We start from the raw sequence: 25788 nt of genomic DNA on the forward strand, positions 1-25788 counted from the left end.
GACAGGAGGCAGGAGGCAGGAGGCAGGAGCGGCCGCCGCGGTCGTCCATGGGGCGGCGGGCGATCCACTGGGTGTAGTGGTGCGGGCCTCCGCAGGCGTCGGAGCTGTCGAAGAACCCGAGGACCCCCTGAAGGAACTCCTCGCTGTACACCTCCGCGAGGGCCGGGGCGACCTTTTCCCTGAAGATCTCCCCGAAGCGCGCGTAGGTCGGCGTCGACGTCTGCTCCGTCAGGTCGCGGAACTCCAGCAGGTCGAGGCCCGCGTCGCCGACCTGCCGGGCGATCCGCGCGGGCCCGGGGTACTCGCTGAGCAGCGCGATGCCCCGGAACGCCGCCGCGACCGCCTTCTGGGCCTCGTCGACGGAGTCGCGCAGGAAGTAGTCGTGCACCACCGGCCGGCCCCCGGCTTCAGCAGGAAACGGAGCCGAGGCAGGACCGTGGCGCGGTTCATGTGCCCCAGCGACTCGATGGCGACGATCTCGTCGAAGGACTCCTCGGGATACGTGAGGTGGTGGGCGTCGGCCACCTCGAACCGCACCTGCTGCCCGAGCCCTTCGCGGTCGGCCTGCTCGTTGGCCTCCTCGACGTGGCGCTCGATGACGGACACACCGAGCACCCGCGCCCCGGTCGCCCGCGCGATCCGCAGCGCCGGCAGCCCCGTGCCGCAGCCGAGGTCGAGCACCTTGGCCCCCGGCCCGGCGCCGAGCCGCGCGACGACCTGGTCCGTCAGGTGCTCCTGGGCCTCGGTGAGCGTCCTGGGGTCCTCGGGCGAGTCCCACCAGCCGCGATGGAAGTTCCCGCCCCCGAGCCTGAGCAGCATCTCGGAGGCGAACTCGTAGGAACTCTCGATGACTTGGGGAGGCGGTACGGCAGGGGGCGGATCCTGCGGAACCACGTGGGACGGCATGCGATGACCTTCCGTCGAATGGACATGTGCAGAAAATCAGCGCGCCGCGTCGACGACCAAGAGGACGCGAATCATTTACCGCGGTCGAGCGGTACCCCCCGGAGAAATTCCGGAATGGTACAGAAATTCGCCCCCGACCTCCCGCCCCGACCCCCCGCATCCACGCAGGATCACCAACCGGTACTACGCACTCTCACGCGATGCCGTTCACACCCATCAAGGAAGTCAAGTCGCGGTGAAATACAGAACATGTAGCGTTTCGAACAAGTCACCAAATGCGATCTGCACCCTGGGAACGGAGCGCGCCATGCAGAAGCGTCACGTCGACCTGGTAGGGCAGGAACTGCCGCGTCCGGCATATTCTGGAATTGACGCCCCCCTGCCTTATCCGACGGGTTGGTTCATGCTCGCCACCTCGAAGGAAATCCCGCCGGGCACCGTCGCCACCAGGCATCTCATGGGCGGTGACGTGGTCGTCTACCGCACGTCCTCCGGTCGCCTCAGAGTGGTCCGCCCCAACTGCCCGCACTTGGGGGCACATCTGGGATGCGGTAGCTGGGTGGAGGGAGAGAACATCGTCTGCCCCTTTCACCAATTCGCATTCGACCCGGACGGACAGGTCGCACAGGTCGGCCCCGGTTACTCCGGGCAGCCCGTCCAGAGCACGCTCGGTGTCGTCCCCAGCCAGGAGGTCAACGGCGCCGTTTTCGCCTGGTCCGGCCCGCGTACCGACCAGCCCCACTGGCGGATTCCCCAAATGCTGGACCCCAGGAGCTCACCCATGCGCTTTCGTTCGGTGGCCCTGGACACCCACCCACAAGAAGTCTTCGAGAACATCGTCGACGTCGGGCATCTCTTCGCCCTGCACAAACTCCCCCACGCGGAACTGCTTCGACCCCCCGTAGCCGACGAACACAGCTACACGATCGACCTCAGACTCAGTCGCCGCATTCCGGCCATTGGCACCATCGGACAGAATATGAAGCTCACGATGTTCGGCCTGGGTTTCCTCCACGTCGAACTCCGCGCCCCCAAGGTGGGGATGACGCTGACCAGCCTGGTCGCGCCGCGGCCCGTGGCTCCATGGCGGACCTACGTACAAATCGGAACCAGCGTCCTTCTGGCTCCCCCCGACGGGCCGCTGCACCACACCCTCAAACCAGCACTGGCGGCCGCGGCCCGCGCCGTGACCCACGTAGGCGAACGCGCGGTCTTCGCGGCCTTCGCCGCCGACTTCCCCGTCTGGCACCGCAAGCGCTACCTCAGCCCGCCCCGGATCGCGAAGGGCGACGGCCCCATCGGCGCGTACCGCCAGTGGGCGCACCAGTTCTACCCCCAGGGCGACCCGGCGTAGCGCTCCGCCGGGAGCGGGTCAGCGCCCCTTGTCCACCGGCTCAAGGATCGCGACACACTCCACATGATGCGTCATCGGGAACAAGTCGAACGCCCGCAACGTCCGCACCCGGTACCCACCCTCCCGGAAGTACCCCAAGTCCCGCGCCAGCGCCGCCGGATCGCACGCCACGTACGCGATCCGACGCGCGCCCAGCGTCGTCAGATGGCTGACCGTCTTCTTGCCGGCGCCGGCGCGCGGCGGGTCCAGGACGATGAGGTCGACCTCGGAGATGCCGGTGCGCGGGAGGACCGATTCGACCTTGCCCTGTTCGATGCGGACCCGGTCGAAGGATTCGAGGTTGTGCCGCGCGTCCTCGACGGCGCGCTTGCCGGACTCGATGCCGAGGACCGCGCCCTTGTCGCCGATCCGGTCCGCGAGCGCGCCCGCGAACAGGCCGACGCCGCAGTACAGGTCGAGCGCCATGTCGCCCTTGCGCGGCAGCAGACCCTGCATGACGGCGCGCATCAGCGTGTCCGCCGCCTTCGGGTGCACCTGCCAGAAGCCACCGCTGCCGACCCGGTACGTACGGTCGTCGGCGCGCTCGCGTACGAAGGGGCGGCCGTGGACGCGGTGCACGCCGCCGTCCTTCTCGCCGACGCGCATCACGGAGACCGGCTTGTCGAGCTCGACGATGGGGAGGCGGGCGCCGGCCCGAGGCGTGAGGATCACCTGGCGGTCCTGCGAGCCGCTCGCCGCGATCGCCTCGACGGACTCCATGCCGGACCAGTCGCGCTGCTCGATGCCGAGCTCGCTGACGCCCTCGGCCGCGATCATGCAGTGCTCGATCGGCTCGACCTCGTGCGAGCGGTGGCGGCGCAGGCCCGCGTTGCCGTCGGCGTCGATCGCGTACTGGACGCGGGTGCGCCACTGCGGGACCTCGCCCGCCGGGAGCTTGTCGCCCTCGGCCGGCATGACCGTGCCGTCCCAGCCGGCCTCTTCGGGCGTGAGACCCGCGAGGCGCAGCAGCTGCTCGGCGATGACCTCGCCCTTGAGGCGGCGCTGGGCGCCGGGCTTGGCGTGCTGCCAGTCGCAGCCGCCGCAGCGGCCGGGTCCCGAGTAGGGGCAGGGGGCCTCGACGCGGTCCTTCGCCGCTTCGAGGACCTGCACCGCGTCGGCGCGCAGGAAGCGCGCGCCCTCCTCGCCCTCGGTCACCCGCGCCACGACGCGCTCGCCGGGCAGCGTGTGCCGCACGAAGAGGACCTGGCCCTCGGCGGTGCGCGCGATGCAGTGGCCGCCGTGCGCGACGGGCCCGACCTCGACCTCGTACTCCTCCCCCACCAGTGACTTCGTCGGTTCTGCCTGCATGGCGGGGCTCCAGTACGTAAGGGGAAGATCGTCGGCCGTCGCGGCCACGGAAGAGCGGCCGGACAACAGCCGACCAGTTTACGTCGCCATCGTCCGGCCGCTCACCACGGCACGTAGCTCCCCCGCCTACTTCGAGCTGGGCTCCTTCGGGCGCTTCTCGACCGGTCCGCGCCGCACGGCACCCGGCGCGTTCCACTCGGAGCGCCTGCGGGCCCGCTTCTTCGCGACCTCGGAGGACTCCAGCTGGTACGGGACGGACGTCACCATGATGCCCGGCGTGAACAGCAGCCGGCCCTTGAGCCTCAGCGCGCTCTGGTTGTGCAGCAGGTGCTCGTACCAGTGGCCCACGACGTACTCGGGGATGATCACGCTGACCGCGTCGCGCGGCGACTCCTTGCGGAGGTTCTTGACGTACTCGATGACGGGCCGGGTGATTTCCCGGTACGGCGAATCAAGAACCTTGAGCGGTACGTCAATACCTCGACGCTCCCACTCCTCCCTCAATGCCTTCGTCTCCGCTGGATCAACATTGACGCTCAATGCCTCAAGGGTGTCCGTACGCATCAACTTGGCGTACGCGATCGCGCGCAGCGTCGGCCGGTGGATCTTCGACACGAGGACCAGCGAATGGACCCGGGAGGGGCGCACGCTGTCGTCGGAGGGGACCTCGGGGGCGGCGATCTCGTCGGCGACGCGGTCGTAGTGCTTGCGGATCGCGGTCATCGTCACGAAGAAGATGACCATGCCGAGCAGGGCGACCCAGGCGCCGTGCGTGAACTTCGTAAGAAGGACGACCACGAGGACGAGGCCGGTGAAGAACGCGCCGAACGCGTTGATCGCGCGGGACCGGATCATGCGGCGGCGCTCGGCCGGGTCGCGCTCCGTCCTCAGGTGCCGGTTCCAGTGCCGGACCATGCCGGTCTGGCTGAGCGTGAACGACACGAAGACGCCGACGATGTAGAGCTGGATCAGGCGGGTCGAGTCGGCGCCGTAGATGACGACCAGGAGGGCCGCGGCGCCCGCGAGCAGCACGATGCCGTTGGAGAACGCGAGGCGGTCGCCGCGGGTGTGCAGCTGGCGCGGGAGGTAACGGTCCTGCGCGAGGATCGAGCCGAGCAGCGGGAAGCCGTTGTACGCGGTGTTGGCGGCCAGGAAGAGGACGAGCGCGGTGGCCGCCGACAGGATCAGGAACATGAAGCTGCCGCCGCCGAACACGGCCTCGGCGACCTGTGCGATCACCGGGTCCTGCACAAAGCCGGAGCCGACCGCGACGCCGTTGTGGATCAGGTCCTTGGCCGGGTTCTCCGCCATCCGCACATCGGTCGCGAGGGCGAGCCCGATGATGCCGCAGAACATGGTGACGGCGAGGGCGCCCATCAGCGCCAGCGTGCTCGCCGCGTTCTTCGACTTGGGCTTGCGGAACGCGGGGACGCCGTTGGAGATCGCCTCGACGCCGGTGAGCGCCGCACAGCCGGAGGAGAAGGCGCGCAGCAGCAGGAAGACGAGCGCGAAGCCCGCGAGCCCCTGGTGCTCGGCCTTGATGTGGAAGTCGGCGGTCGGGGACTCCATGGTGTCGCCGAGGACGAGGCCCCGGAAGGCGCCCCAGGCGATCATGATGAAGACGCCGGCCACGAAGACGTACGTGGGAATCGCGAAAAGCTTCCCCGACTCCTTCACACCGCGCAGGTTCATCAGCGTCAGCAGCACGATCACGGCGACCGCGCACAGCACCTTGTGCTCGACCACGAAGGGGATCGCGGAGCCGAGGTTCTCGATGCCGGAGGAGATCGACACGGCCACGGTCAGCACGTAGTCGACGAGGAGCGCGCTGGCGACGGTGAGCCCGGCCTTCGGGCCGAGGTTGGTGTTCGCCACCTCGTAGTCGCCGCCACCGCTCGGGTAGGCGTGCACGTTCTGGCGGTAGGAGGCGACGACCGTGAACATCAGCACGACGACCGCGACCGCGATCCATGGGCTGAAGTGGTACGCCGACACGCCCGCGATGGAGAGGACCAGCAGGACCTCGCCGGGCGCATACGCCACGGAGGACAGCGGGTCGGAGGCGAAAACGGGGAGGGCGATGCGCTTCGGCAGGAGCGTTTCTCCGAGCCGATCACTGCGCAGAGCGCGCCCGATCAAGATCCGTTTGGGCACGTCGGTCAGTTTGGACACGGAGAGGATCGTAAGCGTTCGAACGCGGGGCCGCCCACCCACCACCCCCATTCGGCTTCGTGCTCTGCGCCACGCCCCCGGCGATCTCGCCGTGGACGCGGAGGACGAGATCTCCGACATTGCCGATACGGTGTTCCAGAGCGCGAGCCGCACTGCAGCCCGCACCGTGCCCGAGATCGAGCCGCACCGGCTGGACCACGCCGCGAGAGAGAGCCATGAGCAGGACGTTTACGCAGGTCAATAGGCCTATGAGGAGTGCGGGGTAGGGCCGTGCATATCGTGATCATGGGCTGTGGCCGAGTAGGGTCCCAACTCGCCCAGACCCTGGAGCAGCAGGGGCACACGGTCGCCGTGGTCGATCAGGACCCGACGGCGTTCCGTCGACTGGGTTCGGGTTTCGGCGGCCGTCGCGTCACCGGCGTCGGTTTCGACCAGGACACCTTGCGCGAAGCGGGTATCGAGGAGGCGGGCGCCTTCGCCGCCGTCTCCAGTGGTGACAACTCGAACATCATCGCCGCGCGGGTCGCGCGCGAGATGTTCGGCATAGAGAACGTGGCGGCGCGCATCTACGACCCCCGCCGCGCGGAGGTCTACCAGCGCCTGGGCATCCCGACGGTCGCCACGGTCCGCTGGACCGCCGACCAGATGCTGCGGCGCCTGCTGCCGTCCGGCGCCGAGCCGCTGTGGCGCGACCCCACCGGGGGCGTACAGCTCGCCGAGGTACACGCGTCGGAGTCCTGGATCGGCCAGAAGATCAGCCGCCTCCAGGAGGAGACCGGCGTGCGCGTCGCGTTCCTGACGCGGCTCGGCGAGGCGATCCTGCCGACGTCGCAGACGGTGCTGCAAGAAGGCGACCTCGTACACGTGATGATGCGTACGGACGACGTCGAGAAGGTCGAGGCGGCGTTCGCCGAGGGCCCTGAGGAGGGCGGTCACTGATGAGGGTCGCCATTGCCGGAGCCGGCGCCGTCGGTCGTTCGATCGCGGGCGAGCTCCTTGAGAACGGTCACGAGGTCCTCCTCGTCGACAAGGCCCCGACGGCCATCTCGGTCGAGCGCGTGCCGCAGGCGGAGTGGCTGCTCGCCGACGCCTGCGAGATCACGTCCCTGGACGAGGCGGCGCTGCAGCGCTGCAACGTGGTCATCGCGGCCACCGGCGACGACAAGGTCAACCTGGTCGTCTCGCTGCTCGCGAAGACCGAGTACGGGGTCCCGCGGGTCGTCGCCCGCGTCAACAACCCCAAGAACGAATGGCTGTTCAACGAGTCGTGGGGCGTGGACGTCGCCGTCTCCACCCCGCGCCTCATGTCGGCCCTCGTCGAAGAGGCGGTCAGCGTGGGCGATCTGGTCCGCCTGCTCCGCTTCAGCCACGGCGACGCGAACCTGGTCGAGCTGACGCTCCCCGAGGAGTCGGCCCTGGCCGGCACGCGCGTGGGCGACGTCCAGTGGCCCCAGGACACGTCCCTGGTGACCATCATCCGCGGCACCCGCGTCCTGGCCCCCAGCCCGGAGGACTCGCTGGAGGCGGGCGACGAGCTGCTGTTCGTCGCGGCGCAGGCGCGCGAGGAGCAGTTGGAGGACCTCCTTTCGGTCCGCCGCGAAGACGCATAAAAAGCGGGAAGCGCCCCCACGAGCAGAGCTCGTGGGGGCGCTTCCCGCTTTTTTGCTTTCAGGGGCGCGGGGAACTGCGCAACCCCAGCCACGGCCGACGCCGAACCCGCACCCCGGTCTCACACCTCGCGGCGATGGCGGGCGCCGCCCTCGGAACGGGACGCCTCCGCCCGCTCACGGTCGGCCTCACGTTCCCGCTCGGCCTGCTCCATCTCCGCGAACACATCGATCGGCGCGGGCGCCTTCGCGAGGAATACCCAAGTGAGCCACACGGCCAGCAGGAACGGCGGGATCTTCAACGCGACGAGCACCCACCCGAATTGGGTCGTGTCCGCCCACCAGTACAGCGGGAACAGAATCGCGCACTTGGCCAGCAGGATGAGCCCCCAGGCCCAACTCGCCTTCGCGTACGCCTTCTTGCGCCCGGGGTTACGCGTCCGCCAGGACAGGTTCTCCTTGAAGACCGGCCCGAGGATGAGCCCGATCAACGGAACGCCGCACAAGGTCGTCACGATGTACGCGAGCGCGAGCCCCAACGTGTAGAGCATGCCCGGCAGATAGAAGTCCTTGGCGTTGCCGGTCATCATCGCGAAGACGACACCGAAGGCGACGCCGAAGACGCCACTGAAGGCGTGCTTGACGGTGTCCTTCATGACCAGCCGCACGGCGACGAGGACCAGGGACACCGCGAGCGCCGCGATGGCCGACATGTGCAGGTCCTTGTTGACCGTGAAGATGCTCACGAAGAGCAGGCCCGGCAGGACCGTCTCCACCATGCCCCGCACGCCGCCGAAGGCCTCGAAGAGCGCGGCCTCGGTCACGGACTTGTCCGTGACGTCCTGGCCCTCCTGGCCGTCCTGGCCCGTGATGTCGCGGTCGGTCGGCTTGTCGAGGGACGTCACCGGCTACTCCCGTCCAAGCGGTCTGAGTTCGTACTTCGGATTGAACAGCACCCTACGGCCCCGGCTCATCGAGACCCGGCCGGAAGCTATGAGCTTGCGGCCCGGCTCGATCCCGACGATCGAACGCCGGCCGAGCCACACCACGTCCAGCGCGGCCGAGCCGTCGAACAACTCGGCTTCCAGAGCCGAGACTCCGGCGCGTGGCCGGAGGGTGACCGTGCGCAACGTACCAGTAACGGTGACTATTTGTCGGTCCGTGCAGTCACCGATGCGCGTGCAGCCGGTGGTCTCCGAGTCCTCGCGCAGCTCCTCCGACTCCAGGTCCTCCTGGGAACTGGACAGCCTGTCGAGCATGCGCCGGAATCGGCCCGCCGGCTTCTCGGTCGCCCTGTCGGAACGCGGAACAGCACTCATACTGGAAGCGTACCTGGGCCCTGTGACAGCGTCGTACCCGCTGGTGTACCCCGCTTTCGCCCGCTCTCACCGCCCCTTGTCGCCCTTCATCGCCCTTCATCGCCCTTCATCGCTCGAAGCGGTAGCCCATCCCCGGTTCGGTCACGAAGTGCCGCGGATGCGAGGGGTCGGTCTCCAACTTGCGGCGCAGCTGCGCCATGTACACCCGCAGATAGTTGGTCTCGGTCCCGTACGAGGGCCCCCACACCTCCTGAAGCAGCTGCTTCTGGCTGACGAGGCGGCCCGTATTGCGCACCAGGACTTCCAGCAGGTGCCACTCCGTGGGGGTCAGGCGTACGTCGTGCCCGCCCCGGTTGACCTTCTTCGCGGCCATGTCGACGGTGAAGTCCGAGGTCTCGACGATCCCCTCGTCCTCGGCGGTGCCCGTGGGCTCGGCGCGGCGCACGGCGGCCCGCAGCCGGGCGAGGAGTTCGTCCATGCCGAAGGGCTTGGTCACGTAGTCGTCGGCGCCCGCGTCGAGCGCCTCGACCTTCTCGTCGGACGAGTGCCGCGCGGACAGCACGAGGATCGGTACGCGGGTCCAGCCGCGCAGTCCCTTGATCACCTCGACGCCGTCCATGTCGGGCAGGCCCAGGTCGAGTACGACCACGTCGGGGTGGCGGGCGGCGGCGAGTTGCAGCGCCTGCGCCCCGTCCACGGCGGCGTCCACCTCGTACTTGCGCGCCTTCAGGTTGATGACGAGGGCGCGGACGATCTGCGGCTCGTCGTCGACCACGAGCACCCGGGTCATACGTTCCTGCCTCTCTGGGGTGCGGCCGCCGGTGCGGCTGTCTGTACGGCGGGTTCTGCGGGTTCTACGGGTTCTACGGCGGTGTGGGCGGCCCGCAGGGTCAGGACCATGGTGAGCCCGCCTCCTGGAGTGTCCTCCGCACTGAGCGTGCCCCCCATCGCCTCTACGAAGCCGCGCGCCACGGCGAGCCCGAGGCCCACACCGGCGCCGCGCGGAGCGTCACCGTAGCGCTGGAAGGGCGCGAATATCCGGTCCTTGGCGTCGTCGGGGACGCCGGGCCCGCGGTCCACCACACGTAGTTCCACGCGGTCGCCGAGCGCGCTCGCGGACACGAGCACGGGTTCGTCGGGCGGGCTGTACTTGACGGCGTTCTCGACGATGTTGGCGACGGCCCGCTCCAGGAGGCCCTTGTCGACGCTCACCATGGGCAGCGTCTCGGGGACGTCGAGGTCGACGCTGAGGTCCGGGTCCGGCACGCCGACCAGCGCCATCGGCACGACCTCGTCGAGGTCGATCTCGCGGATGAGCGGGGTGACGGTGCCGGTCTGGAGGCGCGACATGTCGAGCAGGTTGCCCACGAGGTGGTCGAGCCGGTCGGCGCCCTCCTCGATCCCGGCGAGGAGCTCCGCCTGGTCCTCGGGCGACCAGTCGACGTCCTCGGAGCGCAGCGAGGACACCGACGCCTTGATGCCCGCGAGCGGGGTGCGCAGGTCGTGCGAGACGGCCGCGAGCAGCGCCGTACGGATGCGGTTGCCCTCGGCCAGGGTGCGGGCCTGGTCGGCCTCGGACTGGAGGCGCTGGCGGTCGAGTACGACGGCGGCCTGCGCGGCGAAGGCGGCGAGCACGCGCCGGTCCTCCGCGGGCAGCACACGGCCGGACAGGGCGAGCGCCATGTGGTCGCCGACCGGCATGTCGACGTCGGCGTCCTCGGGCCGGCCCAGGGGTCGCGGCCCGACGCTCCCCGCGCAGGTCCAGGGCGCCGTGTCGCGCTCCCGCTCCAGCAGCGCCACGGACTCCATCGCGAAGGTCTCCCGTACGCGTTCCAGGAGCGCCTCCAGGCTCGTGTCGCCGCGCAGCACGCTGCCCGCCAGGAACGACAGGATCTCGGACTCCGCGCGCAGCCGGGCCGCCTGGTGGGTGCGGCGCGCCGCGATGTCGACGACCGAGGCCACGGACACCGCGACGCCCACGAAGATCACGATGGCGACGATGTTGCGTGGGTCGGCGATGGTCCACAGGTGCAGCGGCGGCGTGAAGAAGTAGTTCAGGAGCAGCGAGCCGAACGCCGCCGAGGCCAGCGCCGGGAGCAGCCCGCCGACGAGCGCCGCGGCGACCGTCAGGGACAGGAACAGCAGCATGTCGTTGGCGAGGCCGAGGTCGCTCTCGGCGTGCGTGAGGATCAGCGAGAGCAGCGCGGGGCCGCCGACGCCGATGAGCCAGCCCCACACGACCCGGGAGCGGCCGAACCGGGCGCCGCGTGCCACAGGCAGCCCGCGCCCCTTGGCGACCTCGTCGTGCGTGACGATGTGCACGTCGAGGTCGGGCCCGGACTCGCGGGCGACGGTGGCGCCGACGCCGGGGCCGAACATGTACTGCCAGGTCTTGCGGCGCGAGGAGCCCAGGACGATCTGGGTGGCGTTGACGCCGCGGGCGAACTCCAGGAGGGCCGCGGGGATGTCGTCGCCGATGACGTGATGGAACGTTCCGCCGAGGTCTTCGACCAGGGTGCGCTGAACCGCGAGCTCCTTGGGCGAGGCGGCGGTGAGGCCGTCGCTGCGGGCGATGTACACGGCGAGCACCTCGCCGCCGGCGCCCTTCTCGGCGAGCCGCGCCGCGCGCCTGATCAACGTACGGCCCTCGGGCCCGCCGGTGAGTCCTACGACGATGCGCTCGCGGGCCTGCCACGTGGAGCGGATGTTGTGCTCGCCCCGGTACTCCTGGAGGTACTCGTCGGCCCGGTCGGCGACCCAGAGGAGGGCCAGCTCACGCAGGGCGGTGAGGTTGCCGGGGCGGAAGTAGTTGGAGAGCGAGGCGTCGATCCGGTCCGGCTTGTAGATGTTGCCGTGCGCCATGCGGCGGCGCAGCGCCTGGGGCGACATGTCGACGAGCTCGATCTGGTCGGCACGGCGGACGACTTCGTCGGGAACCGTCTCCCGTTGACGTACACCAGTGATCGAATCAACCACGTCACCCAACGACTCAAGATGTTGAATGTTGACGGTCGATACGACATCGATGCCCGCACCAAGCAGTTCCTCCACGTCCTGCCAGCGCTTGGCGTTGCGCGAGCCCGGCACGTTCGTGTGGGCCAGTTCGTCGACGAGGGCGACGGCGGGGGCGCGGCGCAGCACGGCGTCCACGTCCATCTCCTGGAAGACGGTGCCCCGGTACGTGAGTTCCTTGCGGGGCAGCTGCTCCAGGCCGTGCAGCATCACCTCGGTACGCGGCCGGTCGTGGTGCTCGACGAACGCCACCACGCAGTCCGTGCCCCGCTCCACCCGGCGGTGCGCCTCGGACAGCATCGCGTACGTCTTGCCGACGCCCGGTGCGGAACCGAGGTATATCCGAAGCTTGCCGCGTCCCATGGCCCCATTGTCTTCCTGTGACTGCTCTGCGCAGCGTCGAGCCTACGGCCGCCGAACTGGGCAAATGGGGCGGAGGGCGGCTGGGCGGGCGGCTTTGACACAACCCTGATGCGTCTCAGTGCTCGGCTCAGTGTTCGGCGATCTCCCCGTCGCGCAGCTCCAGGACGCGGTCGGCGAGGTCGAGGAGCGCGGCGTCGTGCGTGGCCACGAGCGCGGTGACGTGCTCGCTGCGCACGACCGCCCGCAGCAGTTCCATCACGGCGAGCCCGGTCTCCGCGTCGAGCTGTCCGGTGGGCTCGTCGGCGATCAGCAGGGCCGGCTTGTTGGCGAGCGCGCGGGCGATGGCCACGCGCTGCTGCTGCCCGCCGGACAGCTCGCCGGGCCGCTGCGCGGCGTGCCCCGCGAGGCCCACCAGGGAGAGCAGCAGCTCGACCCGCTCCTCACGCGCGCGTGGCCGCTCCTTGCGCAGCCGCATCGGTACGCCGACGTTCTCGGCGGCGGACAGGATCGGGATCAGCCCGAAGGACTGGAAGATGAAGCCGACCCTGTCGCGGCGCAGCGCGAGCAGCCCGTCCTCGCCCAGCTCGGAGAGGTCGAGCCCGTCCACGACGACCCGCCCCCGGTCCGGCCGGTCGAGCCCGCCGACGAGGTTGAGCAGCGTGGTCTTGCCGGATCCCGACCGCCCCTTGAGGGCGACGAGTTCGCCGCGCGGCACCTCGAAGGAGACTCCGCGCAGGGCGTGCACGGCGGCGGCGCCGGTCCCGTACGAGCGGTGCAGGCCGTCCACCCGGACCATCGGCCCGCTGCCGCCCTGCTCCAGGACGGCGGTCCCCGCCTCGGTGCTCTCGGTCATCGCGCCCGCTCCCCCGCACGTACGTTCCCGGTCGGCCGTCAGTATGGCCGCGCGGCTCGGGGCCGGGCAACGGTCGGGGCGGGTGGGCGGCTTGTGCCCCATGACGAAGGCCGGTGCCGCGCACCCCTACGGATGCGCGGCACCGGCCTTCGTACAACAGCTGAGGCGGCTCAGCGGACCTCGGTGATCTCCGGGCCGCGGGCCAGCTGGCCCATGCCTCCGGAGAAGCGCGAGGCTTCCTGGGACTCGCCCTGGGCGCTCTCGGCGACCATCTGCGCGTCGTCCGGGAGCTTGAGGACGATCGGGTCGCGCGGGGCCATCGGGCCCTCGCCGCGCACCACGACGGTGTCGCGGAAGATCTGCTCCAGGAGACCGGCCGCCTGCGGCTGCACGGCGCCCTGGCCGGAGATCACGCCGCGCAGGAACCAGCGCGGGCCGTCGACTCCGATGAACCGTACGACCTGGAAACCGCCCGTGCCGTCCGGCAGTTGGACCGGCACCTGGGCCCGCAGCTCCCAGCCGAGCGGGCCCTCGACCTCGTCGATCACGCCGCCCTGTTGAGTGATGCCCGAGGCGATCTCCTCGCGGACCTCGCCCCAGATGCCCTCCTTCTTGGGCGCGGCGAAGGCCTGCAGCTGGATCGCGCTGTCCTGGAGGACGACGGTCGCGGCGACGATCGCGTCGCCCGCAACCTCCACGCGCAGCTCCATGCCCTCCACGCCGGGGACGAAGACCCCGCCCAGGTCGACCCGGCCCTCGCCGGGCTCCCGGGCCTCGGAGGCGTCCCAAGGGCCGTCGGGACGGGGCTCCGGCTCGAGCCGGACGCGCTCCGACTCCTCGGCGTCCGTGTCGGCGCTGGCAGCGTCCTCAGCGAACTGCTCGGTCTCGCCGGCCGCATCCTCGGCGGCGCCGTCCTTGTTACGACGTCCGAACACGTCACTGTCCTTCCCGGTCGGATACGACCGAAGCGTATCGATTCCCACCCATTTGACCGTCCGCGCCGCTGTCGGCAACGGTCGGACCACCTACGGAAGAGTGCCCGCCGGTGGACCCGAAGCCCCCCTCGGCCCGCACCGATTCGGGAAGTTCCGCGACCTCCTGGAAGCGGACCCTCTCGACCTGCTGGACGACCAGTTGGGCAATCCGGTCGAAACGCTCGAACCGCACGCTGTCGCGCGGGTCGAGATTCACCACGATCACCTTGATCTCCCCACGGTACCCGGCATCCACCGTCCCTGGGGCATTCACCAGAGCCACGCCGCAGCGCGCTGCGAGGCCGGATCTGGGGTGCACGAAGGCCGCGTACCCCTCGGGCAGGGCGATCGACACTCCAGTGGGCAGAACGACCCGCTCGCCGGGCGCGAGTTCGCACGCCTCGGTGGTCCGCAGATCCGCTCCGGCGTCACCGGGGTGCTCGTACGAAGGCAGCGGCACGTCGGGGTCGACGCGCCGTACGAGCACGCCGAGTTCGCTGCCGGGGCCGCCATGGACAATGCTCACGGGTTCACCTCGAAGGCGCGGGCGCGCCTGACCTGATCGGGGTCGCTCATGGCCGCCTGGATCTCTTCCTCGCGGCCGTTCTCGATGAAGTGGTCGACCTTGACCTCGATGAAGAGGGCGTCGGCGCGCACCGCGACGGGCCCGTCGGGGCCGCCGATCCGGCCGGTCGCGGTCGAGTAGATCTTGCGCCCGGCGACGGCCGTCACCTCGGCGGACAGGAACAGCAGCGTGTCCACGGGGACGGGCCGCACGAAGTCGGTCTCCAGGCGACCGGTCACGGCGATGGCCTGGAGCAGCCAGTTCAAGGAGCCGAGCGTCTCGTCGAGCGCGGTCGCGAGGATCCCGCCGTGCGCGAGCCCCGGCGCGCCCTGATGGGCGGGGCGCACGGTGAACTCGGCGGTGACGGTGACGCCTTCACCGGCCCGTGTCTCCAGGTGCAGCCCGTGCGGTTGCTCGCCGCCGCAGCCGAAACAGTGTCCGTAGTGCGCGCCGAGAAGCTCGCCCGGTGCGGGAGCGTCGGGGTGCCGCACCGGGGCTATGGCGTCGGCGGGGGGCGTCAGAGCTGCTGAAGTACCACTCACAGGCGCAGACCTTACCCGCGCGTCCTATCAGTCCACGCATCATGCCAAGCTTGACCCCATGGAGCTCTCGACGACGCCTTACGACGAACGACTCACCGCGCCCCGTTCGTGGTGGCTCATCACCTTCATGGTCGGCGTCGTCGGAGCCATCATCCTGCTGCCCTTCGGCACGTTGCCGCTGCTCGGCGGCTTCGTCGGCGGTCTGCTCATCGCGGCCGTGATCACCAGCTCGTACGGCTCGGCGCGGGTGCGTGTCGTGGCCGACTCGCTGGTCGCGGGCGACGCGAAGATCCCGCTCTCCGCGCTCGGCGAGGTGGAGGTCCTGGACGCGGAGGAGGCCGTCGCCTGGCGCACCTACAAGGCCGACCCCCGCGCCTTCATGCTGCTGCGCAGCTACGTCCGCACGGCGGTCCGGGCGGAGATCACCGATCCCTCGGACCCGACCCCGTACGTGTACGTGTCGACGCGCGACCCTGAAGCTTTGGCAAAGGCTCTGAGCCGCGCCTGAAGGAAGGCAAAAACGCCGAGCGGGCGAGGCCGTCAGGCCCCGATGTCCAGCGCGTCCGGCGGCTCTTCCAGGGGCGGCAGTTCGGGCAGCGCCTCCCAGGGCACCTGCTGCCCCCGCAGGTCCTGACGGACCCGGTCGGCGAGCTTCTTGGTGTCGCGCCGGTTCATGAACGCCCCCACGGCCGCGCCGATCATGAACGGCGTCAGGCTCGGCAGGTTCCGTACCGTCCGCTTCATGATCTGCTGCCGCAGCTCGCGCTTCATCTGCCCGCCGAGCGCCGCGTTGATCGTCACGGGCTTGGCCACGTCGATCCCGCGCTCTTCCGTCCACGCGGTCAGATAGGCGGTGCTGCGGGTCTTCAGGTTCCCGGGCGGCCGCAGCCCGTAGACCTCGTGCAGTTCGGCGATCAGCTTGAGCTCGATCGCGGCGACGCCGGTCACCTCGGCGGCCAGCTCGGCCGGCATCGCGGGTGGCACGGGCAGCATCGCGGCGGCACCGACTCCCGCGCCCACGGTCGATGTGGCGGCGCTGGCGCCCGTGACGAGCTTGTCCGCGAGCCGCTCGGGCCCGAGGCCGGGGAACTGCTTGCGGAGGGTCGCCAGGTCCCGCACGGGGACGCGCGGCGCGTTCTCGATGATCCGGTCGGCGATGTAGCCGACGCCGGCCTTGGCGGCGGCGCCACTCTTGGCCAGCCCCGCTCTGGCCGTTCTGGCGCCTCTCGCGACGGTGCCGCCGCTGCGCGCACCGTCCTTGCCGGCCACTTCGAGGGCGTCCGCCGATTCGAGCGAGGCCTCTTCTCCGGGGGCACCGGGCTCACCAGGTGCACCGGGGAAAGAGCCTCGCTCGTCGTCACGCACGGCCTCTGACGGGCCTTGTGCCGCCCCGCGGAGCTTCTTGCGGGACCGGCGCTTCCAGGGCGGGGTCGAGCTGGTCATGCCCGACCCTGCCCTAGTCGCAGTCGCGGCAGATGGGCTGCCCGTTCTTCTCCCGCGCGAGCTGGCTCCTGTGGTGAACCAGGAAGCAGCTCATGCAGGTGAACTCGTCCTGCTGCTTGGGCAGGACGCGGACGGCCAACTCCTCGTTCGAGAGGTCGGCGCCCGGAAGCTCCAGGCCCTCGGCGGCCTCGAACTCGTCCACGTCGACGTTCGACGCGGACTTGTCGTTCCTCCGGGACTTCAGTTCTTCGATGCTGTCCTCGTTGAGGTCGTCATCGGTCTTGCGTGGGGTGTCGTAATCCGTTGCCATGTCGCTCTCCCCCTCTGGGTGTCTGCGGTGTCTCAAGCGCCGTAACGCATGAGAGGCCGGACTTGTGCCCGACCTGAGGCGGAGATTTTGCCTCACATCAAGGTCTGTTACTCAATCGACACCCAACCGGACCCCTCACGAGTGATCATCTTGGGTGGCGAACGGGACCGTACACGGTCCGATTGCCGCACCGCACGGGCGCCACCCCGTGTACTTCCCGTGATCAAGGCGCCCGAAAACCCGGATTTTCCGGGCTTTCACACGGCTTTCGCGATCACGGAGAGTGGACGGCCGAAAAACCGCCCATGTGATCGATCACACACGACAGCCTCCGGCGCAGGTCCGGAAAATTCAGCCAAAAGCGAACTTCCCCCAGCGCGTCGGCGGCAGCATGTCAGATCCGTGGACGGCACGCACGTCGAACCGACCTAGATCGGCAGGGTGACTCGCATCACGAGCCCACCACCCTCACGCGGCTCGGCGGTGATGCGCCCGCCGTGCGCGCGGGCGACGGACCGGGCGATGGAGAGCCCGAGGCCCACGCCCTTGTCGCTGCCGGTGCGCTCGGTACGCAGCCGCCTGAACGGTTCGAAGAGGTTGTCGATCTCGTACGCCGGGACCACCGGGCCCGTGTTCACCACCACCAGGACCGCCTGGCCGTGCTGGGCCTCCGTGTCGACCTCCACCCATCCCCCTTCGGGGATGTTGTAGCGGACGGCGTTCTGTACGAGGTTCAGGGCGATGCGCTCCAGGAGCACGCCGTTGCCCTGGATCACCGCTTCCTTGCGCTCACCGCGGATCTCCACGCCCTTCTCGTCGGCCTCCGTCCTGGCCTGGTCGATCGCCTGCGAGGCGACCTCCGCCAGGTCCACGGGCTTGCGCTCGACGATCTGGTTGTCGCTGCGGGCGAGCAGCAGCAGGCCCTCCACGAGCTGCTCACTGCGCTCGTTGGTGGCCAGCAGCGTCTTGCCGAGCTGCTGCAGCTCCACAGGGGCGCCCGGATCGGAGAGGTGCACCTCCAGGAGGGTGCGGTTGATGGCGAGCGGCGTACGCAGCTCATGGGAGGCGTTGCCGACGAAGCGCTGCTGGGCCGTGAAGGCGCGCTCCAGGCGGTCCAGCATCTCGTCGAAGGTGTCGGAGAGCTCCTTGAGCTCGTCGTCCGGGCCGTCCAGCTCGATGCGGCGCGTCAGGTCCGTGCCGGCGACCCGGCGGGCGGTGCGCGTGATCCGGCCGAGCGGGGAAAGGACGCGGCCCGCCATGGCGTAACCGAAGGCGAAGGCGATCACGGCGAGCCCCATCAGCGCCATCAAGCTGCGGCTGAGGAGCGTGTCGAGGGCGTGCTGACGCTGCTGGTTCACGCAGTCGTTCATCAGGTCGTTCAGCTCGCTCGCCGAGATGTTCCCCGTCGGGAAGTTGCAGCTGGTGCTGATGACGTGCCCGTCGGTGACCTTGAACGGAAGCGTGCCGCCCACGTCGAGGGCCTGCGCCGCCAGGAGGTAGATGATCGACAGCAGCAGGATGCCCGCGATGAGGAACATGCCGCCGTAGAGCAGCGTGAGCCTTATCCGGATGGTCGGGCGGAGCCAGGGGAAGGGCGGCTCGGTCTTCGCCCCTGGCTTCCATGTCGGTTTCGGTGGCGCCGGAGAGGGGGGCGCGGGTGCGGCGGCCATCGAGGGATCAGATCCGGTAGCCCGAGCCGGGCACGGTGACGATGACGGCGGGCTCGCCCAGCTTGCGGCGCAGGGTCATCACGGTGACCCGCACGACGTTCGTGAACGGGTCCGTGTTCTCGTCCCAGGCCTTCTCCAGGAGCTGCTCGGCCGAGACGACGGCGCCCTCGCTGCGCAGCAGCACCTCGAGGACGGCGAACTCCTTGGGGGCGAGCTGGATCTCCTTGCCGTCCCGGAACACCTCACGGCGGTTCGGGTCGAGCTTGATCCCGGCGCGCTCCAGTACGGGCGGCAGCGGCATGCTGGTACGCCGCCCCAGAGCCCGTACGCGGGCCGTCAGCTCGCTGAACGCGAAGGGCTTGGGGAGGTAGTCGTCGGCCCCGATCTCCAGGCCCTCCACGCGGTCGCTGACGTCGCCGGAGGCGGTCAGCATCAGGATGCGGGTGGGCATGCCCAGCTCGACGAGCTTGCGGGCGACGTCGTCGCCGTGCACGAGCGGGAGGTCGCGGTCGAGAACGACCACGTCGTAGTCGTTGACGCCGATGCGCTCCAGGGCGGCCGCACCGTCGTACACGACGTCGACGGCCATGGCCTCCCGGCGGAGTCCGGTGGCCACCGCATCGGCGAGCAGTTGCTCGTCCTCGACGACGAGTACGCGCACGTCGCTTTCCTTCCTCTGGTCACCCGCCGGCGCGTTTCTCGGGCGCACGGGCGGGTCCGGTCTTGGGGTGTGCTCCCCATCCTGCCCCTTTCGGCCATAAACCGGCTGTAAGACGGCCGGGCGTCCGGGGAATGCGGGATTTTCTGCGTGGGTTGAGGTTTCTGCGGAAGGGACCTTGGGGAGGACGGCTGTACACCCGCGATCACGCTTTGTATGTGGCATGCCACGAGCCGCTGTCGAGACCCGCACATCCGTCAGAGGCCACTCGGGACGTGATCGACCCTTCCTAGGGCACACCCCCGTGCCATCGACCCACGACCCAGGACGAGGGGGCGCAACCATGGACGCATTCACCGCAGGACTGCTGCAGCGCATTAGGGCGGCCGAGTCCGACCTGACGCGGGCGCGCGAGACCGGCGACGACTTCCTTGCCGAGGTCGAGCAGGGCGAGCTGGAAGACCTCCGCCGCCTCGCCGCCGAGCACGGCGTGGAGGTTCACGCCTCGAGCGTCTCCAGCGTCTGATCGCACACAGACCGCACAGCACACGGAAGGGCCCCGGCGCCTGGTCGATCCAGGCAGGCGCCGGGGCCCTTCCGTGTGCTGTGGCGACGGGTGCCGGAACGCTCAGTCGTGCCAGGCGCCGAGTTCTTCCAGCCAGTTCTGGAGCGGCTCGAAGACTCCGGGAGGCGCCGCGATCGTCAGTTCGGGCGAGAGGGGCTCTCCGGGGCGGCCGCCGGTGAGCGCGCCCGCCTCGCGCGCGATGAGGTCACCGGCCGCGAAGTCCCAGGGATTCAGGCCGCGTTCGTAGTAGGCGTCCATGCGGCCCACCGCCACGTCGCACAGGTCGATGGCGGCCGAACCACCGCGCCGGATGTCGCGCACGCGCGGCACGAGCTGCCCCACCACCTCGGCCTGGCGGGCGCGGCGCGCCTCCAAGTAGCCGAAGCCGGTGCCTACGAGGGCCTGGTCCATGGGCGGCGCCACGCGCGCGTGGGCGGGGCGGTCGTTCACGAAGGCGCCCTCGCCGAGGACGGCGCGGTAGGTCTCGGCGCGCATCGGGGCGGCGACGACGCCCACGAGGGTCTCGCCGTCCTTGCGGGCCGCGATGGAGACGCACCATTCGGGGCGCCCGTAGAGGTAGTTGACGGTCCCGTCGATGGGGTCGATCACCCACTGGACGCCGCTGGTGCCTTCCTTGGACGCGCCCTCCTCGCCGAGCACCCCGTCGTCGGGGCGGCGCTCGGCCAGGTGGTCCGTGATCAGCTTCTCGGAGGCGATGTCCATTTCGGTGACGACGTCGACGGCGCTCGTCTTCGTGGCGGCGACGCCGAGGTCCGCGGGCCGGCCGTCACGCAGGAAGACACCGGCGCGGCCGGCCACCTCCAGGGCTATCTCCAGCAGTTCGGCCTTGAGGGCCGTGAGGTCGTCGGCGGCGGGGGTCGCCTTGGCGGCCTTGGCGGCCTGGGAGTCGGTCACGTGACTTTCCTTATACGTACGGGCTGTCGGCGCCGGCGGCGGCCGGCTTGGAAGCGCGGGCGGGGCAGCAGCCCACGGGGCACAGGTCGTGGCTCGCGCCGAGGGCGCCAAGAGCGCAGGGTGTGACGTTCCTGCCGCTCTCGGTCGCGGCCCGCTCCAGGACCAACTCCCGTACGGCGGCGGCGAAGCGCGGGTCGGCGCCCACGGTGGCGGAGCGGCGCACCGGAAGGCCGAGTTCCGCCGCCTTCGCCTCGGCCTCGGTGTCGAGGTCGTAGAGGACCTCCATGTGGTCGGAGACGAAGCCGATGGGCACCATGACGACGGCCGGGACGCCCGCCGCGTGGCGCTCCTCCAGGTGGTCGCAGATGTCGGGCTCCAGCCACGGGATGTGCGGGGCGCCGGAGCGCGACTGGTAGACGAGCTGCCAGGGGTGGGCGACGCCGGTCTCCTCTCGCACGGCGTCGGCGATGAGCCGGGCCACGTCCAGGTGCTGCTTCACGTACGCGCCGCCGTCGCCGTGCTCCTCGGTGCGCCCGGAGGTGTCGGCCGCCGCAGTCGGAATGGAGTGCGTGGTGAAGGCGAGGTGGGCGCCGGCGCGGACGTCATCGGGGAGGTCGGCGAGGGACTTCAGAACGCCGTCGATCATGGAGCGTACGAAGCCGGGGTGGTTGAAGTAGTGCCTCAGCTTGTCGATCTTCGGCGGTTCCAGGCCCTCGGCCTCCAGGGCCGCGAGCGACTCCGCGAGATTCTCGCGGTACTGGCGGCAGCCCGAGTACGAGGCGTACGCGCTGGTGGCGAGGACGAGGACGCGGCGACGCCCGTCGGTGACCATTTCGCGCAGCGTGTCCGTCAGGTACGGCGCCCAGTTCCGGTTGCCCCAATAGACCGGCAGGTCCAGGCCGTGGTCGGCGAAGTCCTTGCGGAGGGCGTCGAGCAGGGCCCTGTTCTGGTCGTTGATGGGGCTGACCCCGCCGAACAGGAAGTAGTGCTGCCCGACCTCCTTGAGCCGCTCCTTGGGGATGCCTCGGCCGCGCGTCACGTTCTCCAGGAACGGGACGACGTCGTCGGGGCCCTCCGGGCCTCCGAACGAGAGCAGCAGCAGGGCGTCGTAGGGGCGGGCATCTGGGCTGGCAGCGTGCGCTTCTGGCATGCGTTCGATCCTGCCACTCGCCACTGACAGGCGGGAAACCGCCATGTGCGCGGGTCGCGGGGAACGTAAGCTGTATCGACCGCTTTCACGCCTTACCGGTTACCGGAGTCCCGTTGCCCAGCCCCTACCGCGCCATCTTCGCCCTGCCCGGAACCAAGAGCTTCTCCATGGCCGGGCTCCTCGGGCGGATGCCCCTGTCCATGATGGGCATCGGCATCGTCACCATGGTCTCCCAGCTGACCGGGCGCTACGGCCTCGCGGGCGCCCTGTCCGCGACCGTGGCGCTGTCCACGGCGCTGATCGGGCCGCAGATCTCCCGGCTCGTCGACCGGCACGGGCAGCGCCGGGTGCTGCGGCCCGCCGCACTGGTCTCGCTCACCGCCGTGACCGCGCTCCTGTTGTGCGCGAAGTACGCGGCGCCGGACTGGACGCTCTTCGTGTGCGCTGCGCTCATCGGTTCGGTGCCGAGCGTGGGGTCGATGATCCGGGCGCGGTGGGCGGCCCTGTACCGGAACGTGCCGCGCCAGTTGCACACCGCGTACTCCTTCGAGTCCGTGCTCGACGAGGTGTGCTTCGTCTTCGGGCCGATCATCTCGATCGGCCTGTCCACGGTGTGGTTCCCGGAAGCGGGGCCCCTCCTCGCGGGCTGTTTCCTCGCGGCCGGCGTCTTCTGGCTGACCTCGCAGCGGGCCACGGAACCGGTGCCGCACCCCCGTGAGCAGCACAGCCGCGGATCGGCGCTCCGCGCGCGCGGGTTGCAGGTTCTGGTCGCCACCTTCGTCGCCACAGGGGCGATCTTCGGATCGATCGACGTGGTCACGGTGGCGTACGCGGAGGAGCTCGGGCACAAGTCGATGGCCAGCGTCGTGCTCGCCGTGTACGCGGCGGGATCGTGTCTCGCGGGCGCCCTGTTCGGCCTGTTGCACTTCAAGGGCGCACCCGCTCCCAGGTGGCTGGTGGGTGTCGTCACGATGGCCGTGAGTATGATCCCCCTCCAACTGGTCGGGAACCTGCCACTCCTGGCCGTGGCGCTCTTCGTCGCGGGCCTGTCCGTCGCACCGACGATGATCACGACGATGGCCCTCGTCGAGCAGCACGTACCTCGCGCGAAGCTGACCGAGGGCATGACCTGGGTGAGCACCGGACTCTCGGTCGGCGTCGCGCTCGGCTCCTCCGTGGCCGGCTGGGTGATCGACGCGGCCGGGGCGGACGTCGGGTACGCGGTGCCGGGAGTCTCCGGCGCCGTCGCGGTCCTCGTCGGGCTCCTGGGCTACCGCCGGCTGAAGCGGCCGGTCACGCAGCGGGGAGGAAGCACGGATGGGCACGGCACTGACGGGCGGCCGGAAGAGCAGCGAAGCCTGGCGTAACTGGGCGGGGAACGTCACCTCACGCCCCGTGCGCGAGGTGACACCGGCGTCCGTGGAGGAGCTGACCGCGACGGTGCGGGGCGCCGCGCAGGACGGTCTGAAGGTGAAGGCCGTCGGCTCGGGCCACTCGTTCACGGCGGCGGCCGCGACCGACGGGGTATTGATACGCCCTCAACTGTTGACCGGAATCCGCAATATTGACCGGGAGAACGGGACCGTCACGGTAGAGGCCGGTACCCCGCTCAAGCGACTCAACATGGCCCTGGCCCGCGAGGGCCTGTCGCTCACGAACATGGGCGACATCATGGAGCAGACGGTCTCCGGCGCCACCAGCACCGGCACCCACGGCACCGGCCGCGACTCCGCCTCGATCGCCGCGCAGATCACGGGACTTGAGCTGGTCACCGCGAGCGGCGAACTCCTCACCTGCTCCGAGAAGGAGAATCCCGAGGTCTTCGCCGCCGCCCGGATCGGCCTCGGCGCCCTCGGCATCGTCACGGCGATCACCTTCGCCGTGGAGCCGATCTTCCTGCTCGCCGCGCGCGAGGAGCCGATGAGCCTCGACCGGGTGCTCACGGACTTCGACGCGCTGCACGCCGAGAACGAGCACTTCGAGTTCTACTGGTTCCCGCACACGGGCAGCTGCAACACCAAGCGCAACAACCGCAGCGCGGGCCCCGAGGCGCCGGTCTCCAGGGTCAGCGGTTTCGTCGAGGACGAGCTGCTCTCCAACGGCCTGTTCCAGGTGGTCAATTCGATCGGCCGCGCCGTGCCCGGCACGATCCCGACGATCGCCAAGATCTCCAGCAAGGCGCTGTCGGCCCGGACGTACACCGACATCCCCTACAAGGTCTTCACATCGCCGCGCCGCGTGCGCTTCGTGGAGATGGAGTACGCGGTTCCCCGCGCGGCCCTCGTGGACACGTTGCGCGAGGTGAAGTCCATGGTTGACCGCTCAAGGCTGCGGATCAGCTTCCCCGTGGAGGTCCGCACCGCCCCGGCCGACGACATCGCGCTGTCCACGGCGTCCGACCGCGACACCGCCTACGTAGCCGTGCACATGTACAAGGGGACGCCGTACCACCGGTACTTCACCGAGGCGGAGCAGATCTTCACCGCCCATGAGGGCCGGCCGCACTGGGGCAAGATGCACACGCGCGACGCCGAGTACTTCGCGCGCGCGTACCCGCGCTTCGGTGAGTTCACGGCGCTGCGCGACCGCCTGGACCCGGACCGCGTGTTCGGCAACGCCTACTTGCGGCGGGTCCTCGGCGACTGACCGACGCCTCCCCGAAGGGGAGGCGGGTCACTGCGGCTGCTGCTGCGTGTCCGATCCCTGCGTGGGCGCGGGGGTCGGGTTCGTACCGCCGTCGTCGGAACCGGAGTCCGAGCCGCTGTCGGAGCCGGAGTCCGAGCCCGAGTCGGAACCGCTGTCCGAGCCGCTGTCCGAGCCGGAGTCGGAACCCGAGTCCGAACCGGAGTCGGAGGACCCGCTGTCCGAACCGGAGTCCGTGCCCGTGCCACCGGTGTCGCCGGTCGTCGGCGTGGCGCTCGGGTTCGGCACGGTGCTGCCGGTGTCGTCGTTCTGCTGCGTACCGGTGTCCGAGCCGGTGTCGCTGTCGCCGGACGGCGTCTGCGTGGTGTCGGTGGGCGTGGTGTCGTCGTTGTCGGACGACGAGTGGTTCTTGCCCTTGAAGGCGTCGCCGATGGTGGTCCCGCCGCCGCCACCGAAGGCGTGGCCCGACACCAGTTCGTACGTCGTGATGCCGCACATGGTGACGCCGAAGACGAGCGCCGCGGCGATCAGCGGCCGCTTCCAGCTCTTGATCCGCGAGCGGTGCACGGTGCCCTCGGTGAACTCGTCGTCGAGGCCCTCGCCCGCGGCCACTTCTTCTGCCACGTCCGAGGAGCGCAGCACGCGCGTGGCCTCGTCGACCGCCTCGGGCCTGATCAGCTGGGTCTTCTCGGGGTCGGCCGCGGCGTTCGCGGCCGCGGCGCCGAGCAGTCGCGTCTTGTCGGTGTCCTCGTCGGGCCACAGGTCCGCCACCGCGCCCGTGTCGAGGAGCTGCGTGCCCTCGGTCGCGGAGACCTGCGGCAGCGCCGTCGTCTCGTCGGCGTCCGCGGGCGGGGTCTTCGGCATCCCCCAGGTCGTGGTGGTCGGCAGCGCCGGCACGGCGGGCAGGGCCGTCACCGCGGGCGGCGCCGCGGGCGGCTCGTCGCCCGTGACCATGGAACTCGTGGCGTCCATCGAGGAGTCCGAGCGGAACGTACGGGGCACGGGCGTGCCCTGCGCCGTCACCGGCACCTGCCGCCCCTTCGTCTTCGGTCGGACGTCGCGTATCTGCTCACCGGTGCGCCTGAAGAAGTGCTGGAAGAGCGTGCCTCCGCAGGTGGCGAGGGCGCTGACCACGCCGGCACCGAGGATCGTCCCGTAGACGCCGAGGCCGGAGGCGAGCTTCGCGGCCACGACGGCGGCGACCGCACTGCCCGCGACCTGCGGCACGCTCAGGTCCAGCCGCTTCTCCTTGGGCTTCTCCTCTATGTCCCCGGAGGATTCCGGCTTCTTGCCCATAGTCGGACCTTGCCTGCCTTTCTCGACATAACCACCCACGCCCCCGCGAAGCTCTCAAGCGTAAGCGAACTCCTCGGGATGCAAGAGAAAGGACGTATCGCGGGAGGGATCAGTTCCAGTTCCG

26 protein-coding genes are annotated in these 25788 nt (G+C 70.0%); 8 read left to right on the forward strand and 18 right to left on the reverse strand.

What is annotated here, in order from left to right:
- Window positions 1–228: 228 nt before the first annotated feature.
- The gene (locus RBJ65_RS10610; protein ID WP_306318141.1) at window positions 229–906 is read right to left on the reverse strand and encodes a cyclopropane-fatty-acyl-phospholipid synthase family protein; all 678 of its coding nucleotides are present in this window, start codon (window positions 904–906) and stop codon (window positions 229–231) included.
- A 307-nt stretch (window positions 907–1213) separates the two neighbouring features.
- Here RBJ65_RS10610 and RBJ65_RS10615 point away from each other — a divergent pair, with 307 nt between their 5' ends.
- Window positions 1214–2260: a Rieske 2Fe-2S domain-containing protein gene (locus RBJ65_RS10615; RefSeq protein WP_306318140.1), complete on the forward strand. Its 1047-nt coding sequence runs from the start codon at window positions 1214–1216 to the stop codon at window positions 2258–2260.
- Between the two features lie 18 nt (window positions 2261–2278).
- Here RBJ65_RS10615 and RBJ65_RS10620 read toward each other — a convergent pair whose 3' ends face one another.
- Together RBJ65_RS10620 and RBJ65_RS10625 are read right to left on the reverse strand one after the other, a co-directional pair.
- The gene (locus tag RBJ65_RS10620; protein ID WP_306318139.1) at window positions 2279–3607 is read right to left on the reverse strand and encodes a class I SAM-dependent RNA methyltransferase; all 1329 of its coding nucleotides are present in this window, start codon (window positions 3605–3607) and stop codon (window positions 2279–2281) included.
- A 126-nt stretch (window positions 3608–3733) separates the two neighbouring features.
- The gene (locus RBJ65_RS10625; RefSeq protein WP_306318138.1) at window positions 3734–5779 is read right to left on the reverse strand and encodes an APC family permease; all 2046 of its coding nucleotides are present in this window, start codon (window positions 5777–5779) and stop codon (window positions 3734–3736) included.
- Between the two features lie 91 nt (window positions 5780–5870).
- Between RBJ65_RS10625 and RBJ65_RS10630 the strand changes: the two genes are divergently transcribed.
- The 3 genes from RBJ65_RS10630 to RBJ65_RS10640 are packed head-to-tail and all read left to right on the forward strand — an operon-like array spanning window position 5871 to window position 7389.
- Entirely contained in the window at window positions 5871–6023 is a 153-nt protein-coding gene (locus RBJ65_RS10630; protein ID WP_306318137.1) for a hypothetical protein, read from the forward strand.
- Between the two features lie 26 nt (window positions 6024–6049).
- Window positions 6050–6718 (forward strand): TrkA family potassium uptake protein, encoded by a 669-nt coding sequence (locus tag RBJ65_RS10635; protein WP_306318136.1) that lies wholly within the window; start codon window positions 6050–6052, stop codon window positions 6716–6718.
- Window positions 6718–7389 carry a TrkA family potassium uptake protein gene (locus RBJ65_RS10640; RefSeq protein ID WP_306318135.1) on the forward strand — a complete coding sequence of 224 codons (672 nt, stop codon included), beginning with the start codon at window positions 6718–6720 and terminating at the stop codon, window positions 7387–7389. The genes RBJ65_RS10635 and RBJ65_RS10640 overlap by 1 nt, the downstream gene beginning before the upstream one ends.
- Before the next feature lie 119 nt (window positions 7390–7508).
- On the opposite strand, the gene RBJ65_RS10645 is transcribed toward RBJ65_RS10640, so the two are convergent.
- From RBJ65_RS10645 to RBJ65_RS10680, 8 genes are all read right to left on the reverse strand, one after another.
- On the reverse strand, window positions 7509–8291 hold the full coding sequence (locus tag RBJ65_RS10645) for a DUF3159 domain-containing protein (protein ID WP_372341231.1): 783 nt from the start codon (window positions 8289–8291) through the stop codon (window positions 7509–7511).
- 3 nt (window positions 8292–8294) lie between these two features.
- Complete coding sequence (locus RBJ65_RS10650; RefSeq protein ID WP_306318134.1) at window positions 8295–8705, reverse strand: OB-fold nucleic acid binding domain-containing protein; 411 nt, start codon at window positions 8703–8705, stop codon at window positions 8295–8297.
- Between the two features lie 106 nt (window positions 8706–8811).
- Window positions 8812–9495, reverse strand: a complete 684-nt coding sequence (locus RBJ65_RS10655; protein ID WP_306318133.1) for a response regulator — start codon at window positions 9493–9495, stop codon at window positions 8812–8814.
- Window positions 9492–12080 carry a sensor histidine kinase KdpD gene (locus RBJ65_RS10660; protein WP_306318132.1) on the reverse strand — a complete coding sequence of 863 codons (2589 nt, stop codon included), beginning with the start codon at window positions 12078–12080 and terminating at the stop codon, window positions 9492–9494. Before RBJ65_RS10660 ends, RBJ65_RS10655 begins: the two co-directional genes overlap by 4 nt.
- Window positions 12081–12207: 127 nt before the next feature.
- A complete protein-coding gene (locus tag RBJ65_RS10665; RefSeq protein WP_306318131.1) occupies window positions 12208–12933 on the reverse strand; it encodes an ABC transporter ATP-binding protein in 726 nt (241 codons plus the stop codon).
- Window positions 12934–13103: 170 nt separating this feature from the next.
- Window positions 13104–13868 carry a DUF3710 domain-containing protein gene (locus RBJ65_RS10670; RefSeq protein WP_306318130.1) on the reverse strand — a complete coding sequence of 255 codons (765 nt, stop codon included), beginning with the start codon at window positions 13866–13868 and terminating at the stop codon, window positions 13104–13106.
- Between the two features lies 1 nt (window position 13869).
- Window positions 13870–14427, reverse strand: coding sequence for a dUTP diphosphatase (gene dut / locus RBJ65_RS10675; RefSeq protein ID WP_306318330.1), 558 nt, complete (start codon window positions 14425–14427; stop codon window positions 13870–13872).
- Window positions 14428–14429: 2 nt separating this feature from the next.
- Entirely contained in the window at window positions 14430–15014 is a 585-nt protein-coding gene (locus RBJ65_RS10680) for a PaaI family thioesterase (protein ID WP_306318129.1), read from the reverse strand.
- A 58-nt stretch (window positions 15015–15072) separates the two neighbouring features.
- Between RBJ65_RS10680 and RBJ65_RS10685 the strand changes: the two genes are divergently transcribed.
- Window positions 15073–15522, forward strand: a complete 450-nt coding sequence (locus RBJ65_RS10685) for a DUF3093 domain-containing protein (RefSeq protein ID WP_306318128.1) — start codon at window positions 15073–15075, stop codon at window positions 15520–15522.
- A gap of 32 nt (window positions 15523–15554) precedes the next feature.
- On the opposite strand, the gene RBJ65_RS10690 is transcribed toward RBJ65_RS10685, so the two are convergent.
- The 4 genes from RBJ65_RS10690 to RBJ65_RS10705 all read right to left on the reverse strand — a co-directional run bounded on the left by RBJ65_RS10690 (window position 15555) and on the right by RBJ65_RS10705 (window position 19098).
- Window positions 15555–16457 (reverse strand): hypothetical protein, encoded by a 903-nt coding sequence (locus RBJ65_RS10690; RefSeq protein WP_306318127.1) that lies wholly within the window; start codon window positions 16455–16457, stop codon window positions 15555–15557.
- 13 nt (window positions 16458–16470) lie between these two features.
- Window positions 16471–16767, reverse strand: a complete 297-nt coding sequence (locus RBJ65_RS10695; RefSeq protein WP_018535993.1) for a DUF4193 domain-containing protein — start codon at window positions 16765–16767, stop codon at window positions 16471–16473.
- A gap of 428 nt (window positions 16768–17195) precedes the next feature.
- Complete coding sequence (locus RBJ65_RS10700; RefSeq protein ID WP_306318126.1) at window positions 17196–18437, reverse strand: HAMP domain-containing sensor histidine kinase; 1242 nt, start codon at window positions 18435–18437, stop codon at window positions 17196–17198.
- A gap of 7 nt (window positions 18438–18444) precedes the next feature.
- Window positions 18445–19098, reverse strand: coding sequence for a response regulator transcription factor (locus RBJ65_RS10705; protein ID WP_266714992.1), 654 nt, complete (start codon window positions 19096–19098; stop codon window positions 18445–18447).
- A gap of 340 nt (window positions 19099–19438) precedes the next feature.
- Here RBJ65_RS10705 and RBJ65_RS10710 point away from each other — a divergent pair, with 340 nt between their 5' ends.
- Window positions 19439–19621: a hypothetical protein gene (locus tag RBJ65_RS10710; RefSeq protein ID WP_306318124.1), complete on the forward strand. Its 183-nt coding sequence runs from the start codon at window positions 19439–19441 to the stop codon at window positions 19619–19621.
- 102 nt (window positions 19622–19723) lie between these two features.
- Here the strand turns inward: RBJ65_RS10710 and RBJ65_RS10715 are convergent, their stop codons facing one another.
- Both RBJ65_RS10715 and RBJ65_RS10720 read right to left on the reverse strand, forming a co-directional pair.
- Entirely contained in the window at window positions 19724–20500 is a 777-nt protein-coding gene (locus RBJ65_RS10715) for an inositol monophosphatase family protein (protein ID WP_306318329.1), read from the reverse strand.
- An 85-nt stretch (window positions 20501–20585) separates the two neighbouring features.
- Window positions 20586–21725, reverse strand: a complete 1140-nt coding sequence (locus tag RBJ65_RS10720; protein WP_306318123.1) for a ferrochelatase — start codon at window positions 21723–21725, stop codon at window positions 20586–20588.
- 113 nt (window positions 21726–21838) lie between these two features.
- On the opposite strand from RBJ65_RS10720, the gene RBJ65_RS10725 reads away from it, so the two are divergent.
- Window positions 21839–23092, forward strand: coding sequence for an MFS transporter (locus RBJ65_RS10725; protein WP_306318122.1), 1254 nt, complete (start codon window positions 21839–21841; stop codon window positions 23090–23092).
- The gene (locus RBJ65_RS10730; protein WP_306318121.1) at window positions 23043–24371 is read left to right on the forward strand and encodes a D-arabinono-1,4-lactone oxidase; all 1329 of its coding nucleotides are present in this window, start codon (window positions 23043–23045) and stop codon (window positions 24369–24371) included. The genes RBJ65_RS10725 and RBJ65_RS10730 overlap by 50 nt, the downstream gene beginning before the upstream one ends.
- A gap of 27 nt (window positions 24372–24398) precedes the next feature.
- On the opposite strand, the gene RBJ65_RS10735 is transcribed toward RBJ65_RS10730, so the two are convergent.
- On the reverse strand, window positions 24399–25664 hold the full coding sequence (locus tag RBJ65_RS10735; RefSeq protein WP_306318120.1) for a hypothetical protein: 1266 nt from the start codon (window positions 25662–25664) through the stop codon (window positions 24399–24401).
- Window positions 25665–25788: the final 124 nt, after the last annotated feature.

This window comes from Streptomyces sp. KL109B, assembly GCF_030766935.1.
Taxonomy (GTDB): Bacteria; Actinomycetota; Actinomycetes; order Streptomycetales; family Streptomycetaceae; genus Streptomyces.

Excerpts from the sequence above, each read along its gene's own strand:
- RBJ65_RS10610 (WP_306318141.1), bottom strand. The coding sequence starts at position 906 with ATGCCGTCCCACGTGGTTCCGCAGGATCCGCCCCCTGCCGTACCGCCT.
- RBJ65_RS10615 (WP_306318140.1), top strand. The coding sequence starts at position 1,214 with ATGCAGAAGCGTCACGTCGACCTGGTAGGGCAGGAACTGCCGCGTCCG.
- RBJ65_RS10620 (WP_306318139.1), bottom strand. The coding sequence starts at position 3,607 with ATGCAGGCAGAACCGACGAAGTCACTGGTGGGGGAGGAGTACGAGGTC.
- RBJ65_RS10640 (WP_306318135.1), top strand. The coding sequence starts at position 6,718 with ATGAGGGTCGCCATTGCCGGAGCCGGCGCCGTCGGTCGTTCGATCGCG.
- RBJ65_RS10650 (WP_306318134.1), bottom strand. The coding sequence starts at position 8,705 with ATGAGTGCTGTTCCGCGTTCCGACAGGGCGACCGAGAAGCCGGCGGGC.
- RBJ65_RS10655 (WP_306318133.1), bottom strand. The coding sequence starts at position 9,495 with ATGACCCGGGTGCTCGTGGTCGACGACGAGCCGCAGATCGTCCGCGCC.
- RBJ65_RS10660 (WP_306318132.1), bottom strand. The coding sequence starts at position 12,080 with ATGGGACGCGGCAAGCTTCGGATATACCTCGGTTCCGCACCGGGCGTC.
- RBJ65_RS10665 (WP_306318131.1), bottom strand. The coding sequence starts at position 12,933 with ATGACCGAGAGCACCGAGGCGGGGACCGCCGTCCTGGAGCAGGGCGGC.
- RBJ65_RS10685 (WP_306318128.1), top strand. The coding sequence starts at position 15,073 with ATGGAGCTCTCGACGACGCCTTACGACGAACGACTCACCGCGCCCCGT.
- RBJ65_RS10690 (WP_306318127.1), bottom strand. The coding sequence starts at position 16,457 with ATGACCAGCTCGACCCCGCCCTGGAAGCGCCGGTCCCGCAAGAAGCTC.
- RBJ65_RS10695 (WP_018535993.1), bottom strand. The coding sequence starts at position 16,767 with ATGGCAACGGATTACGACACCCCACGCAAGACCGATGACGACCTCAAC.
- RBJ65_RS10700 (WP_306318126.1), bottom strand. The coding sequence starts at position 18,437 with ATGGCCGCCGCACCCGCGCCCCCCTCTCCGGCGCCACCGAAACCGACA.
- RBJ65_RS10710 (WP_306318124.1), top strand. The coding sequence starts at position 19,439 with ATGGACGCATTCACCGCAGGACTGCTGCAGCGCATTAGGGCGGCCGAG.
- RBJ65_RS10720 (WP_306318123.1), bottom strand. The coding sequence starts at position 21,725 with ATGCCAGAAGCGCACGCTGCCAGCCCAGATGCCCGCCCCTACGACGCC.
- RBJ65_RS10730 (WP_306318121.1), top strand. The coding sequence starts at position 23,043 with ATGGGCACGGCACTGACGGGCGGCCGGAAGAGCAGCGAAGCCTGGCGT.
- RBJ65_RS10735 (WP_306318120.1), bottom strand. The coding sequence starts at position 25,664 with ATGGGCAAGAAGCCGGAATCCTCCGGGGACATAGAGGAGAAGCCCAAG.